At 35.1% G+C, this 14,777-nt stretch carries 15 protein-coding genes; 11 read left to right on the forward strand and 4 right to left on the reverse strand.

Annotation, left to right across the window (positions count from 1 at the left end; genetic code table 11):
- Window positions 1–149 precede the first annotated feature (149 nt).
- From ACFOZ1_RS08655 to ACFOZ1_RS08695, 9 genes are all read left to right on the forward strand, one after another.
- Window positions 150–965 carry a hypothetical protein gene (locus ACFOZ1_RS08655; protein ID WP_390198515.1) on the forward strand — a complete coding sequence of 272 codons (816 nt, stop codon included), beginning with the start codon at window positions 150–152 and terminating at the stop codon, window positions 963–965.
- 88 nt (window positions 966–1,053) lie between these two features.
- Window positions 1,054–1,665 (forward strand): hypothetical protein, encoded by a 612-nt coding sequence (locus ACFOZ1_RS08660; protein WP_390198518.1) that lies wholly within the window; start codon window positions 1,054–1,056, stop codon window positions 1,663–1,665.
- A 1-nt stretch (window position 1,666) separates the two neighbouring features.
- Window positions 1,667–2,467: a hypothetical protein gene (locus ACFOZ1_RS08665; protein ID WP_390198520.1), complete on the forward strand. Its 801-nt coding sequence runs from the start codon at window positions 1,667–1,669 to the stop codon at window positions 2,465–2,467.
- Window positions 2,464–3,102 carry an ABC transporter ATP-binding protein gene (locus ACFOZ1_RS08670; protein ID WP_390198993.1) on the forward strand — a complete coding sequence of 213 codons (639 nt, stop codon included), beginning with the start codon at window positions 2,464–2,466 and terminating at the stop codon, window positions 3,100–3,102. Before ACFOZ1_RS08665 ends, ACFOZ1_RS08670 begins: the two co-directional genes overlap by 4 nt.
- Complete coding sequence (locus ACFOZ1_RS08675; protein WP_390198523.1) at window positions 3,095–3,664, forward strand: hypothetical protein; 570 nt, start codon at window positions 3,095–3,097, stop codon at window positions 3,662–3,664. Before ACFOZ1_RS08670 ends, ACFOZ1_RS08675 begins: the two co-directional genes overlap by 8 nt.
- A 496-nt stretch (window positions 3,665–4,160) precedes the next feature.
- Window positions 4,161–4,880, forward strand: coding sequence for a GntR family transcriptional regulator (locus ACFOZ1_RS08680; RefSeq protein WP_390198526.1), 720 nt, complete (start codon window positions 4,161–4,163; stop codon window positions 4,878–4,880).
- Entirely contained in the window at window positions 4,873–5,691 is an 819-nt protein-coding gene (locus ACFOZ1_RS08685; protein WP_390198528.1) for an inositol monophosphatase family protein, read from the forward strand. The genes ACFOZ1_RS08680 and ACFOZ1_RS08685 overlap by 8 nt, the downstream gene beginning before the upstream one ends.
- Before the next feature lie 12 nt (window positions 5,692–5,703).
- Complete coding sequence (locus tag ACFOZ1_RS08690) at window positions 5,704–6,549, forward strand: metallophosphoesterase family protein (protein WP_390198530.1); 846 nt, start codon at window positions 5,704–5,706, stop codon at window positions 6,547–6,549.
- A gap of 173 nt (window positions 6,550–6,722) precedes the next feature.
- Window positions 6,723–7,739 carry a Vps62-related protein gene (locus ACFOZ1_RS08695; RefSeq protein ID WP_390198533.1) on the forward strand — a complete coding sequence of 339 codons (1,017 nt, stop codon included), beginning with the start codon at window positions 6,723–6,725 and terminating at the stop codon, window positions 7,737–7,739.
- A gap of 124 nt (window positions 7,740–7,863) precedes the next feature.
- On the opposite strand, the gene ACFOZ1_RS08700 is transcribed toward ACFOZ1_RS08695, so the two are convergent.
- Genes ACFOZ1_RS08700 through ACFOZ1_RS08715 form a run of 4 tightly spaced genes read right to left on the reverse strand, consistent with a single transcriptional unit; the run spans window position 7,864 to window position 11,800 of the window.
- On the reverse strand, window positions 7,864–8,901 hold the full coding sequence (locus ACFOZ1_RS08700) for an ABC transporter ATP-binding protein (RefSeq protein WP_390198535.1): 1,038 nt from the start codon (window positions 8,899–8,901) through the stop codon (window positions 7,864–7,866).
- A gap of 1 nt (window position 8,902) precedes the next feature.
- Window positions 8,903–9,757: an ABC transporter permease gene (locus ACFOZ1_RS08705; RefSeq protein ID WP_390198536.1), complete on the reverse strand. Its 855-nt coding sequence runs from the start codon at window positions 9,755–9,757 to the stop codon at window positions 8,903–8,905.
- Window positions 9,754–10,593, reverse strand: a complete 840-nt coding sequence (locus ACFOZ1_RS08710) for an ABC transporter permease (RefSeq protein WP_390198537.1) — start codon at window positions 10,591–10,593, stop codon at window positions 9,754–9,756. Before ACFOZ1_RS08710 ends, ACFOZ1_RS08705 begins: the two co-directional genes overlap by 4 nt.
- A complete protein-coding gene (locus ACFOZ1_RS08715) occupies window positions 10,580–11,800 on the reverse strand; it encodes an extracellular solute-binding protein (protein WP_390198538.1) in 1,221 nt (406 codons plus the stop codon). The genes ACFOZ1_RS08710 and ACFOZ1_RS08715 overlap by 14 nt, the downstream gene beginning before the upstream one ends.
- A 509-nt stretch (window positions 11,801–12,309) precedes the next feature.
- Here ACFOZ1_RS08715 and ACFOZ1_RS08720 point away from each other — a divergent pair.
- The gene (locus ACFOZ1_RS08720) at window positions 12,310–12,714 is read left to right on the forward strand and encodes a YkvA family protein (protein WP_390198539.1); all 405 of its coding nucleotides are present in this window, start codon (window positions 12,310–12,312) and stop codon (window positions 12,712–12,714) included.
- A 300-nt stretch (window positions 12,715–13,014) separates the two neighbouring features.
- Complete coding sequence (locus tag ACFOZ1_RS08725; protein ID WP_390198540.1) at window positions 13,015–13,998, forward strand: LacI family DNA-binding transcriptional regulator; 984 nt, start codon at window positions 13,015–13,017, stop codon at window positions 13,996–13,998.
- The last annotated feature ends 779 nt before the right edge of the window (window positions 13,999–14,777 follow it).

The raw sequence follows: 14,777 nt of genomic DNA on the forward strand, positions 1-14,777 counted from the left end.
TAACACATACATATTGTGGATATAAACTGGTAAATGAAGGAATTTGTCGTGAAAATACTGTATTTATACGTTCTATCAGTTAGGAGGATGAGTATTAAAACTTATGCACCTGCTACATTTATTCAAATGATTAAAAGGAGTGCTGCTACTTGCTATCTGTTCAATTTAAAAGATTATTTTATAGTAAATATTTCTATCTAAGCTTAATTATTGGCTCTCTGATTGCGATTTTTCAATACGCACAAATAACAAGTATGGTCTTTGCTGATTTGAAAGATAGAGCATTGTCTGGACACTCACCTGCTATTCCAGACTCTTCTTATTTGTTATGGATGTATTCCAGTTTATCTGAAATCGCCAATCTTTCTCTTGTGTTATTACCTATTTTAGCTGTAATACCATATGGCATCCAACTACTGACAGACCGAAAGACGAATTATGCACAATTAATGATTATGAAAGCAGGAAAACATCGCTATTTGTTTTCTATGCTGGCAGTTAGTGCGGCAGCGGGTTTTCTTGTTATTGTATTACCGCTTTTACTAAACTTTTTATTATTTGCGATAACGTTTCCTTCTATTGCACCAAATCAATTTCTTTACTATATGTACAGTCCTGGCTCTTATCAAGTATTATTTTTTGATTTACACCAAAGCTTTCCTTTTTTACATACTATGATTTATATTACATTAGCTGGATTGGTTGGTGGTTTTTTTGCTATGTTCGCAACAAGCTTAGGGCTGATTGTTCGTTTTCAATTGCTATTAGTAGTAGTCCCATTATTATTTACATTCATACTGTCTATGATAGATGAGTTTCTTCAGCTTAGTCTGGCTCCTTACGACTTTTTACATATGGTCAATGCTCTACCGACAGAACTTTTCTATGTATATATATTCTTTGGACTATTATTATTAGGTACAGCCGCTTTTTATGGGATAGGTGTGAGAAATATTGGGAAATAAGTTTTTTTTGTTATTTAATATCCGATATTTTTTTGCTAATCGTCGACGACTTTATTTGTATTTTTTTTCTGGGTGTATCTTATTACTGATGTATGGACTTGTTTTATTTATCTATCATTCATCATTTCCTGAGATTCCCAGACCATATCATATCATTACATATAATATCGATTTTCATTATAAATGGGTATATTTACTCTTAACTCCGTTTACGCTATTGATTGCCTTGGCAAGTCATATCCATGCCATTCCTATTAAGTTGCAGATACGGGTAAATAGTTATCGGAAGTTATTAGGCTTTTATTTTACGCAGACAAGTATGATGGCATTATGGGGAACTTGTCTAATCGGTGTCATTTCCTTCTTATGTTTTCCTATAGCATCTAAGCAGGTTACGATAGATGATTTCTTACATATCTGTTGTCTATTATTCTTCTGTTATATTAATTTAATAAATATTGGCTTACTACTTATTCTCTTAGCAAAAAGATTCTCCGTGCAAATAGGTTTTTTATTAGTCATGCTGATGTCACTAGCGGATCAATATGTATTTGGTCACATTATTTTTACATCTACAAGATTGTTATATCGGCCAATATGGTCATGGCAAGGGTTTATGTTTCCGCTAATAGAGAATTTATTGATAATGGCAGTCTTTCTTTTGCTATTATCAATGCAGTTGCATAAGAAGGGGGCATGACTTGACTATGTTTTTGTTAATTAAGCGTGATCTTAAGATGCGCCTTTACTATGGAAGAAAATTGATTCTTACGCAGTTGCTCTTTTTTGTAATTGTGACTCTATTTTATATATTTGTCTTTGAAGTCAATGAATTGACGAGACAAGCGATGTGGGTGTCTCCTGCACGTTTCTGGAATGGATTTTCTATCATGGATCTGGAACTGTTTCGAGAGAGTGGAGATTTTCACCTTCCTTTTGGTTGGCTTTTTTTTCAATTATTATTTTTTCTCTCTTTAAGAACATTTTTTGTTACGGATTTGACTAGCAGCAGTGGTTTTATCCTTTTGCGCACAGGTTTGAAGAAATTTATGATTAGTAAAATTTCCTCGCTGTTTTTGTATACGGCAATCTATGTATGCCTATTTATGGCGTTTATTATAAGTGTTTCCTTGCTGCAATTCCTTTTGTTTCAGGTGCCTCCTTCTTTTGTTTTGGAATGGAGAATTACGGCAGTGTTTTTCGTTTTTTTGATTGTAACACTGTTCATAGAAGCATTATTCTTTGAAATGATTACAGTTCTAATTGGAGAAATCCTTTCCTTTTTAATAGTATTTATTTTCAATTTTATATCCATGTTCAGTACAAATGTATTATTAATCGGCAATTATTCGATGTATAGCCGGTGGGAAGAATCGGTGGTATTGGCTTCGCACATTCCCTTCCTATTGGTATGGATTGTGATCGTGTTCTTATGCTGCTGTATGGCAGAGTGGCTAGTGATTAGTCGAATGGATATTCTTGATGAGAAGGGAGAAAAATAGATATGTATGTACAATGCGAAAATGTGACAAAACAAATAAAAGATACTGTGATCTTAAATCATATCAATCTGTCAGTTGATAAAGGGACAATCCTTGGTATTAGGGGGCATAATGGGTCTGGAAAGACGATGCTCTTACGTGCTATTGCAGGATTGATCAAACTATCGGAAGGTAAAGTACGTGTAGATAATAAAATAATCGGAAAGGATACGCCATTCCCTGATAATGTAGGCGTGTTAATTGAATACCCTAGTTTTATTCCTGATTATACGGGTCTGAATAACCTACTTTTCTTAGCGAAAATTAACAACAAAATTGATGAGAGTGTTGTAAGAGAAACCATCCGCCTTGTTGGTTTAGATCCAGATGATAAAAGAAAGTATAAGAAATATTCATTGGGTATGAAACAACGGTTAGGCATTGCCCAGGCAATTATGGAAAGTCCGGATCTTATTCTATTAGACGAGCCAACGAATGCACTTGATGAGAAAGGTGTAGCTTTGATGGTACAAATTATTAAGGATTTGAAGGCGAAAGGAAAAGCGATTATTCTTACGAGTCATGACCGCGACTTTTTAGAGCAAGCAGCAGATGAGATTTACACTATTTCTGAAGGTGTGATGACACATGGCTAAGAAAAAGTGGCGATATTTCATTGTGTTTTTTTTCATACTGTTAGTTGTTATTGTATCGATAAGGATAAAAGTTATAAATGAAGATAGAGAGTACTATAAAGCGTATAGAGTGGACGTAGAAGCAGGAGATACGGTGATGATTGGTAGTCTAGAATTCCAGTTTGGCGAAGCAAGCGAACCACAGATAGCACTAGACCCAGTCTATGAAGGGAAAAAAGCTGCAAATTATACGCTTCCCATCAACATAACGCGGAAAAACGATCAATCTCTTGAAGCAGATAGTAAGTTTGCGATTTATGAACACTATGAGGGATACCATAATTTGGTGAATATTCAGGAAAATATTACAACAGAGGCAATGCAAAATGTGTTTGATGCCCTTAATCAATTTCAAGTTGGTGAATCAACGGAACTGGTAATTACAACGAATCTTTTGTTGGGCAATTTTTATTACTATTATGATAATTATCAAATAGATAAGCCTGCGTACATTGTTGTTGTTGGTGGACGTAGTGAAAAGGGTACGCCGATTTATTATTATGAGCTTGAAGGGGATGTTTAGGGGTTGGCGGGTATTGTTGTTTAAAAGGGGTGGAAGTGTTTAAATAAATCTATTTAAAAATATAAGCAGCCTTGTAATCAGAGTAGGTTATTCCTTTCTCCATTTCCCCACGAAATAAGAACGTTTCTTTAGTGGATTCATTACCAAATAATGGCTGTCTGCTTAGAGTGACTGGATTCTTAGCAAGTGAAGATTTATATTACAGGACAAACGATTATAGTGGACGAGGCTGGAGGCTCCACCAAACTTCGATAAGCTCTATTGGGTAGTCCGCAAGTCTAGGGTATAGGCTTGGAGGCTATTTTTTATATGTAAAGTCTTTTTGATTAAAATGACTAGACATATCACACTCAAATATACATACACTATGAGTATAGAAAGATTCTCTTATATTAATTTTTTGTTAATTCTCTTTATATGTATAGTTATCATTATTATTATTCGCTATAATTAATGTCTAGACAATTTATAAAATAAATGAAAGAGCTGTGAGGAAATGAAACCAAGTTATGTATTAATTCGAGATCAACTCTTACAATCGATTCATGATGGCAGATTAAAGCCTGGGGAGAAGTTGCCATCAGAAATTGAAATGGCGAAGAAGTTTGAGGTGTCACGTGAAACTTTTCGTTCTGCTGTGAAACTGTTAGAGAAAGAAGGGAGACTTGTTGTGAAGCGAGGAGCTGGCACATTTGTCGTCAAACCACTTCCGCATATTCCGAATCGATTAGAGAAATTAGATAGCGTGACACAAATGATTTTATCTGCTGGTTTAAGAGAAGGAGAAAGACAAGAATCCATTCGTCTCGCAACTTGTAGAAAAGAATGGGCAGAAGTATTAGAACTAAAAGAGGGCGATCCAGTTATTGTGAACGAACGGATTCGAACAGCAAATGGTGAACCAACTGTAGTGTCTGTGAATATCATTCCAGAACACATTATTGGGAAAGATATTTTAAATCAAAAAATAATCGGCTCTTTATTCGCTTATTTAGAAGAAAAATGCGGTATCTATATTACAAGTGCAGATGCAGAATTACATGTGCCACTGCATACAGATCGTCATTGTCAAAAATTACTTATCAGACCAGAAACAACAGTCTTAATGATGAAACAACTTCATTATAATCAATCAAATGAGCCAGTGCTCTATTCCATGGATTATTTCCGGAATGATGTGTTTCAATTTACAATAAGAAGGGTGCGAGATGAATAATTTGCTAGTATCTAATCAGGAACTCAATCTCATTACAGATAAAGTGACAGATAGTATAAAGAAAGCAGGGAATATGATTAGAAGAGGTTTAGCTGTACATGCGTATACGTACAAACATAATCAGTCAGATTTAGTTACGGAAATGGATCGTAATGTCGAGAAGTACCTAGTTGACGCATTACGACAAATAACACCGAACTATTTATTTTTGACAGAAGAGACTAATCCACACCAAGCATTGGAACAGGAAAAAATGACTTGGGTGATGGATCCAATTGATGGCACGATGAATTTTGTCCATGGGTTTGAGCGGATTGCGATATCTGTTGCTCTATGCAATGGAGATACTCCAATTGCTGCATGGGTGTACGACATCCATCAAGAAAGCATGTATACAGCCATTAAGGATAAAGGTGCGTATTGTAATGGAAAGTTATTATCTGTATCTAATGAAGAAAAAATAGAGAGTAGCTTGATTGCATTTGGATTCTCTGCTCAACAATGGGTAGGAAAAAATGAAGTACCTTTATTGATGAAAGGTTTTGCTGGCAAAGCGAGAGGGATTCGTATTACAGGTTCTTCTTGTCTCGATTTAGTAGATGTAGCTGCAGGGCGTATAGATGGTTTTTGGCATTTTGGCTTACAACCATGGGATATTGCTGCAGGTATTTTACTAATTGAAGAAGCTGGAGGCACATGTACTACTTTACACGATGAACCTATTTTGTCCTCGACATGTGTCCTCGCATCTAATGGAAAAATTAATGCATCAATGAAGCGGATTTTGAGTAGCATAAATCGATTTATATAGGAGGGCTTAAGGTTGGAGAGCATCGTTATTCATGTCTTAACAGATTTACATATGAAGGATATTGATGGGAACCCGAATCATGTGGAATCCATTGGAGAGCAAGGGCTTTTTTATGCTGTACCTGCCAATTTCCGTACATATGCCCAGATTGCTAATAAAGAAAATCCTGATGTTGTTCTATTGTTAGGGGATTGTTTCCACGGTTCGTGCCCACCAAACAAATTTATGGAAATATGGGAATCCATTCATTCTCCCAAACTACTTACATTAGGAAATCATGATCTAGATATATATGATTCAAAGGAATTGGCGACCTTTTTTGGTTATTCCAATCAGCCAATTGTAGCAGGCAGTTCCTTTAATCAAGTATATGTCATACGAAAAGGGAACATGTCCTGCCGTATTATTATGTTAGATAGTAGTTTTGATGAGGCTAATCAGCAAAGTAATCATTGGCAGCATTGTAAGCTACATGATGCAGCGTTAGATTGGTTACAAGCACAATTTGAGGAAAATCAAGAAGATTATATCCTATTATGTAGCCATGTAAGTCCACATCAATTTGATTCAAACCATCTTTATTTTGAAAAGCAAGCAAAACAAATAGCAACAATAGTTCAAGCATATACTACTCTTCATCCAGAAGTAAAAGTAATGAGCATGGCAGGTCATAGTCATCCAGAACAACCTGAACACTTTAGCAATCTAGGGCTTATGTTTCCTGGTATTGTGTTCCCGCCTATGATTCGACATCGACAAGAAACACCAAGTGGTGGACCAAATGGTGTATATTCTGTTGTCGAGTTACGAGTGGGGGAGTATCAAGTTGGAATGGAGTGGGTGGAGTATCGGGAATAATCTTTTCCTCGGAGTTTCTTCTATACAACTATTTATTATACTTTTTGACTCTCCTTTTGGTTACTGTACCTCAAGCTTCATTAAAGATTTACATTACCTTTATAAGTACTTCATATTGTCTTGATAAGATTTATTTGTCTAGACTTTAAAGAAAAATGGAGGAGAACAGAGTGATGGAAAAATTTTTATGGAAACTTAGCTTCTTAGGATTGTTTGTACTATATTTAATGGCAACACCTTTACATGCATCTAGTGGGGATAATGATAATGACGGGATTTTTGATTCTCTAGAAAATCAGATAATGGATAAATATGCTCCACAGTTGATTCTGCATCCAGATGAAGATTATGCGATTTCCAGTGTGAATTGGTATTTAGAAAGAGTAGCAATGAGATTTCACCATAGAGGATGTCTAGATGAGCAGATTTTGAATTCAGGTGATGTAAATCAGAGTTCACTTTTATTACAACAAAATTATTTAAAGGGAAATTTTTGTATCGATAATAACACGATTGTATATTCTACAGATGCAAGAGACACATATAAAGACGGTGGATTTTTCCTACAGCCATCAAATGAAAATGAGTTTGATCAATTAGTTTACAAAGGGGACTCTAATCAGGCTAACTGGCGGATATATGCACATATACAACAAAGTACAACTCTGGATAATGGTTATGATATTCAATATTGGTTTTTTTATCCTTTTAATGAGGCTCCTAGTGTAGCGGGAGTTAAATTGAACCATGAAGGAGATTGGGAACATATCACAGTAACAGTGGATAATAGTCTCAACTTTCATAATGCTTACTACGCTTCTCATAATGATGAAGGAAAAAGATACAGTGCGAGTGAATTAACTTTTGCAAATCCGAATGGTATCTATGCTGCTAGCAATGAAAAATTAACCGGTAATTTCACACATCCAGTCATATACTCCGCAAAGGGTACACATGCTAGTTACCCGACAGCAGGTACGCAAGATAGGGGAATTCTTCCAACTGATTACACTGGGAATGGACAAGTGTGGAATTCAGTAACTAAAGTAATTAATGTAGGTGAAAAAGAAGCGCCTTTAAATGGTCAAACATTTATACAATATGGTGGTCTATGGGGGGAAATAGGTAATACTTCTATATCTACCGGTCCAAAAGGTCCCGCTTTTCAATCAGCTTGGTTCAATGAGTAATACTAGTATAATATATATGCTTATAACGTAAAAACTTAATTAACAGTGTTAAATGAGGTATGTTTGTATACATAAAAAGCGGCGTGCACAACATCTGTTGTACATACCGCTTCTTATTATCTGACTACACGATTATATGCGCTTCTTTCTTCTCTACATCAAAAACGTGAGCATTATTCTTGTTAATTTTCACCTTACACATTTGCGAGTCTATTATTTCATTCGAATCAACAAAAATCGATTCATCATTCACTTCAATCATATAACGATAATATGATCCCATATATAAATAGCTATTTACCTTTCCGTAAAGATAATAATATGTCTCATCTTCAAAGTATGTTGGATGATTGTCAGGTGATGCTTGTAATGGAATCAATGCCGATTCATCCGATCTTACTACCATTTGCTTATCGATACTGTTTAATTGGAACTGGATTGTATGACTTTCACCGAGAAATTGTGCGGCAAATAGCGATTTTGGATTTTCGTATACTTCTTTAGGTGTACCTGCTTGTTCTACCTGTCCATTGTTCATGATAATAATATAATCTGCCATTGATAATGCCTCTTCTTGATCATGTGTGACATATACAGCAGTAATGCCAAATGCTTGCTGAATTTCTCTAATCTCAACACGGAGGCGCTGGCGAACTTTAGCATCAAGATTAGATAATGGTTCATCTAATAACATGACATCAGGTTGAACGACTAATGCGCGTGCTAAGGCAATCCGCTGTTGCTGCCCACCTGAATATTGTTGCGGATAGCGTTCTTTTACATCTGTCACATCAATTTCTATTCTTCGTAATATTTCGTAGACTTTTCTTTCTTGTTCAGTGACAGGAACTTTTTTCAATTTTAATCCATAATTAATATTGTCATATACACTCATATGTGGCCATAATGCATACTGTTGAAACACCATTGCTGCATTACGCTTTTGTGGAGATAGTTTGGTTACATCACGTTCACCAAAGTACACATTGCCTTCATCTGGTTGATGAAATCCTGCTAGTGTTCTTAGTAGTGTTGTCTTGCCACAACCACTTGGACCGACAACTGCTGTCAATCCACCTGAAGGTAAAGTCAGATTAATATCTTCTATCCCTCTTTTCTTGCCGTAACGTTTCGTCAATTGTTGTATTTGAATGTCGACCAATTTACACCCTCCCAAAAGCAGATAAATATTCTGATTTCATAAATTTTTGTAAAAGTAATAATAGGATAATTCCTGGAATCATTAGTAAGACAGCTGTTACAGAGGCAATCTGCATCTCATATCCGGTCGATGCATTATACATAAAGACAGGCATGGTGATTTGGAAAGGGGCACCAATTAATAGACTTCCAGTAAATTCGTCCAAAGAATATAAGAAAACTAGTAAAGCTGCAGCAATGATCCCTGGTAATGCCATTGGTAACACAATATGAAAAAAGGTATACACTTTCCCTGCACCAAGCATATAAGATGCTTCCTCAAGCGGGATAGCAATAGATTGAAACACCGAGACAAGCGTCCAAACAGAGAATACAAGTGCTCCGACTAAATGAATGAGTGTTAAGCCACTAATTGTTCCAACTAAGTCCCATTGATACATAAGTCTCATCGTGTTTGTAAAAACAGGTAGTTGTGGGAATGCCTGTGGTAACAAAAAGATAATCAGAATAATATATTTCAATGGTAGACGATTACGCGCAATTAAGTATGCTAATGGTACGGTTAATACAAGTGCTAGAATGGTAACAATGATTGCAATACCAAAGCTAAGTCCAAAAGCTTGTACCATATTTCCTTCTAATGCTCGCTTCCAATAGCTTAAACCCCAATCTGTTGGAAATGGATTTGGGTAAAACCACTCTTCCGCAAAAGACCAAATGAACAAGCTAGACAATGGACCGAATATGATAAAAATCGCTAGTACATATAAGATGATTTTCCCTGTCATTCTCATAATCGGAAGCTTGGTTAGAGTGGTTTTCTCTGTATATCTTTCTTTTGATGTGATGGTGTTCATTTTTTGGAAAGCCCCCTTATGTAGTAAATTGCTGCTCCTAATGAAATAATATAAGAAAAGACGCCGAGTGCATTAGCAAGTCCAGGATTCTGTTGGTATACTATCTGATGATAGAGATCAATCATAATCATGTGGTTGCCCCCACCACTTCCAATCATCGCAGGTATAGAGAACGAACTAATCATTGATGTAAAGGTTAATATTGCAATGACGCCAAAGCTTCCTTTTGATAATGGAATAAGGAACTGTGTAATAACCTTGAGTTTATTTGCTCCTAAACCTTGTGCCGCCTCTAACATTTCTTCATTCACAGACCGAAATGCACCTAGCAAAATGAGTAATGCAATCCCGAGATTCTTCCAAACCAATGCAGCAATGAGACCGGCTGAACTGTAGGCAATTGAAGGTAATTGGCTCACATCCCAAAGGGTCATTGCATCAATTGCTGCATTTAATGTTCCATTAGGGGCAAGGAATACACGCATAGCATGTCCTACTACCACATACGGAACAAACAATGGAATTTTGAATAAGAATTCGACAACTGGAAATGCATAAAGCCTCAGTATTCCTGCAATGAAAACAGTAATGAGTAAAAGCAGGCTTAGACTGATGACGCAAATAATTATTGTATAGACCATATCTCCGCCATATGTAGTAAATGCTTCTATATAATTCGCCAACCCAATTCCGCCATCTTTTAACTGAAAGCTCTCTGCAAAAGATAGGATAAATGGATAGACAAATAATAGACTTACAGTGAGGAGAGCAGGAGTAGCGATACCTATTCCTGCTAATCTCGTAAAAATGGATTCTCTCAAACTAGTACTTTTCATAAGCTTCCTTCAAACGCTCGAAGTATTCATTGATAGGTAAAGATTGTCCTCTTTCATTTAAAATATCGGCGGAAATATTTTTGAATAAGCGATTTTTTCCATCTTCACTTACATGTGGCAATACAGCATTTGCATCAATTCCTGGATACCAATTGTATTTCTCTACAATAACGTCTGATTGTACTTCTGGAGATGTTAATAGATCTGCATATGCTAGTGCTGCTTCTTTATTCTTAGCTTTTTTCGGTATAACGACATACATCGGTTGCCCAGGTAAACCAGGTTCAAGAAGTGCTAATTCTAGATTAGGGTTGAGGCGTCCTTCATTCACCCATGAATTGAACATATCGACCCATACTGGTCCAGCATCGATTTCTCCACGATTTAACATATCTAATGTTCCGTTATTTCCATTAGTATATGTAACAGGAAGTGACTTTAATTCTTTAAATACATCTTCCCATTTAGACTCTAGTTGTTCGTCATAAGGTCCTTGTGTTAATTGTTCATAATCCCCTGTCTTCCAATATAGGTAGGCTGTTGTGAATGCTACTCCACTTGCTCCATTCGTGATACCATTATAACCAAAACGTTGTGGGTTCTCTTTTACCCATGACTCTAATTCTTCAAATGAGTTTAGTCCATTCTTAATATTATCAGGATTATAAGCAATGGCTACTTGACTATGGAACATTGGGATTACATAGTCTTCTACATTTGTACCTAATGATTGCTTACTATCTTCTGATACAACATATTCTTTGTTCGCAGACATTGGCACCCATTTTTCAATTAGGCCATTTTCAATTAATTGACTCATCACACTTTGGTGAACAATCGCTAAGTCAATATCCCATTCTTCTGAACCTGCCATCTCTTGTGCATGTAACTTTTCAAAAATGGAGAGGGAACCTGCATCTCCTGCACCGGTTCCTACCACTCTAATCTTCGTATCTTCAGAAATTTTAGAGTGGAAAATTGGTTTGATTTCTTGCTCTTGGATGTCTACCATATTTGTATCCCCAGCTGTGGCAATATTTAATTCTTCAAAATCTTTTTGATTTTTTTCTTCGGGCTCTGTATTTGTTTCTGCAGTAGTAGTGCTTTCCTTTTCTTCTTCTGCATTCGCCTGTTCTGAGTCATTTCCACATGCAACAAGCATAACTAACAAACAACACCATACTAAACTAAAAACTATTTTCTTCATTTTGACACCTCTTTTAAGTTATTTGTCTAGACCTATGTTCTTGATTATGACAGAGAATTGTTAAGGAAATGTGTAAGAAATGCAAATTTACAGTAAACTTATGAAAATTTCGTATGTGGAATTAATTGTAATGTCTAGATAACGTGGGGAAGTGAAACAAATAAGAAAAGTAGGTAAAGCTATTTATAAGCAGTGACAAACCTAAGTAAGTATCCTTTAGATCAATACTTAACCTTTGCTGATCCCATTAATAAACAATCCCGAACTCCACTGACGGAATTTACCTCATGTTTGATTAACTTCAAAATCAAAAAAGATAAAGATATATAAAATAAAAAATGAAATTCATGAGAGTTTGTGTTTTCCATAATAACTGCATTCAACTTAAAAAACAGACAAGCAATCCATTCACTAAACCTCAAAATAAAAACCAAAACACTTGCCATCTCTCAAAATCTAGTCAATGATATACTTATACCAATCCCAACAATTAAAGGAGGAGCACACCAATGGAACAATCCCAAGAAAAATTAGAAAAAGAAATGGAAACAGCAGGCAAGCATTACTCTGATGAAAAGCTTTGGAATAAACTTGCGAAGTTTGCTAAAAAGGCCGGTTCTTCTGTTGTATATGCCGTATTATTGTTGTATTTTACACTTCAAAAACCTGAAATTCCTATGAAAGTGAAGGCTGTAATTATCGGGGCACTCGGATATTTTATTCTTCCTGTTGATTTGATTCCAGACTTTGCAGTAGGTATTGGTTATGCAGATGACCTGGGCGCATTAGGTTACGCATTGTTTCAAGTGGCAATGTACATTGATGAGGACGTGAAGGAAAAAGCAAGAGCTAAATTGAAAGATTGGTTTGGGGATGGGGTAGATACATCTGATATTGATGCGAAGATTAATTGAGCATGTACCGCTTTTTCTGGTGATTTCCACACAAAAAGTAAGTAAAGTTTTGAGGAGAAATGCATTTTTTACTGGTTACAAAAACGGAAATAATCTAAAATGTTGTGAGTGAGTGTTACTTTGGATCTGGTTTATATAAATTATTTTGATTACAGAAGGTAAATACATTCGCATTCGATTATGTTGAATTAGGATAAAAATATAATAACATAGCTTCAGTTGTATTAAGAAGGTAGGTTTGATTAAGATGTATGTCAAACAAAACAATAGGATAAAGAAAAATAATAAAGGTGATGTATAGTGAGAGAAATAAACAAAAATCTGTTTAAAAAAGTCAAGTTAGATGATGTTGCGGAAAAAGCTGGTGTTTCTAAAACAACAGTATCAAGAGTATTAAATAATCGAGGTTATATTAGTGTTAAAACTAGAGAAAAAGTACATGAGGCAATGGAATTACTAAATTACCAGCCAAATGAGATAGCTAGATCGTTATTTATTAATAAGACATTCATTATTGGTCTTATTTTCCCAAGCACAAGTAATCCTTTCTATGGTCAATTAATATTCCATCTAGAGAATATTAGTGAATCGCTTGGTTATAAAGTATTATTATGTAATAGCCAGGGACGTGAAGATAAAGAGAGAGATTATCTAAGAATGTTACAAAGACACCAAGTTGATGGAATTATAGCTGGAGCACATAATAGAGGGATAGAAGAATATAACAATTCCCGTCTTCCATTAGTAGCTATAGATCGATATTTGTCTGAAAGTATACCTGTTGTATCTAGTGATAACTATGACGGTGGAAAAAAAGCTACGGAATTGTTGTTAAAAAAAGGTTGTAAGCACATTATTCATATTAATGGTTCGCCAGAATTGGAGACCCCTGCTAATTTAAGAAGGAAAGCTTACGAAGATGTTATGGAAAAGAATCTATTAACCCCTTGCACATATGTAAATGAAGACAATGCTATAGAAACAATATTTGATGAAAACCCCCATGTAGATGGTATTTTTGCCAGTGATGATTTAATTGCTTCAGATGTGATGAGAGAAGCAAAAAAAAGAAATATAAGCATACCTGATGAATTAAAAGTAGTTGGTTATGACGGAGCAGAAATAACTAGAAGGTTAGTTCCAGAGTTGAGTACTATTCAACAACCTGTTAAGGAAATAGCAGAATTAGCAATTAAACTTTTAGTAAGTCAAATTAATGGTGAAAATATCTCGAAAAACGAATGGAATTTACCAGTAAAATTAATGGAAGGTAAGACAACATAATCTAATATAAACAGTATTCCTAAAGTTCAATATTAAGGCTAAAGCTTAAATAAAAACTATAAAAAGTTTATTGGTATTGAGAGAATTAGAATGGACTTTCCACAATTGATTGCTAGATAAAACAATGAATGCTAGGGATGTTCCTTTTTGGATCTTACTGATGTAATCAAAACTAAATATTGTATGGTGGAAATGAGAGTTAATGGACTCTATGTATCAAGGTGTTTTATCCAATGCGCAGGACTGTTTTGATTTAATTGTCCATCACAACATTAGTAAAAATGAGTAAACAATTTTTAGAAGTTAAAATTCCCCTACAATACTATAAGGCAAATATGGTTGTTTACAAATGTATTTGCTAGAAGATTCAAAAATAAATTGTTCAACTTTTGACGAAACAATTGTGCTTTTGAATGTGTGTATTATAGTCTATCGGGTTTTTAAAAGAAGAATAGCGTAATATCTTAAAATCTCCATATCGAACGAAGGAGGAACTGCTCACACGAATATTGTAGTGAATTTCTGGTGAAGACATTGTGATAATACCACTGTAACAACAGGTGCGTTATTTATGTATGATTATTATAAATTGTTCATTTTTTCATGAGCACTAAAAAAAATAAGTCAACCGGTTGACACACAAACAAAAATAAATTATAATCCATAACATAAATAAGTCAACCGGTTGACATATTTGAATTAGTTTATTCTAAATCCTAATTGAAATCGCTAACAAAAAAGAAGGAGTAGTTTTATGATTAATTATTTGCATATAACTA

Origin of the sequence: Gracilibacillus marinus (assembly GCF_042651725.1) — a bacterium.
Classification (GTDB): Bacteria; Bacillota; Bacilli; order Bacillales; family Amphibacillaceae; genus Gracilibacillus; species Gracilibacillus marinus.

Bases quoted from the DNA above. Each gene is read 5' to 3' on its own strand.
- ACFOZ1_RS08715 (WP_390198538.1), bottom strand. From the start codon at position 11,800: ATGAAGAAAATAGTTTTTAGTTTAGTATGGTGTTGTTTGTTAGTTATG.
- ACFOZ1_RS08720 (WP_390198539.1), top strand. From the start codon at position 12,310: ATGGAACAATCCCAAGAAAAATTAGAAAAAGAAATGGAAACAGCAGGC.
- ACFOZ1_RS08680 (WP_390198526.1), top strand. From the start codon at position 4,161: ATGAAACCAAGTTATGTATTAATTCGAGATCAACTCTTACAATCGATT.
- ACFOZ1_RS08710 (WP_390198537.1), bottom strand. From the start codon at position 10,593: ATGAAAAGTACTAGTTTGAGAGAATCCATTTTTACGAGATTAGCAGGA.
- ACFOZ1_RS08695 (WP_390198533.1), top strand. From the start codon at position 6,723: ATGGAAAAATTTTTATGGAAACTTAGCTTCTTAGGATTGTTTGTACTA.
- ACFOZ1_RS08675 (WP_390198523.1), top strand. From the start codon at position 3,095: ATGGCTAAGAAAAAGTGGCGATATTTCATTGTGTTTTTTTTCATACTG.
- ACFOZ1_RS08685 (WP_390198528.1), top strand. From the start codon at position 4,873: ATGAATAATTTGCTAGTATCTAATCAGGAACTCAATCTCATTACAGAT.
- ACFOZ1_RS08660 (WP_390198518.1), top strand. From the start codon at position 1,054: ATGTATGGACTTGTTTTATTTATCTATCATTCATCATTTCCTGAGATT.
- ACFOZ1_RS08705 (WP_390198536.1), bottom strand. From the start codon at position 9,757: ATGAACACCATCACATCAAAAGAAAGATATACAGAGAAAACCACTCTA.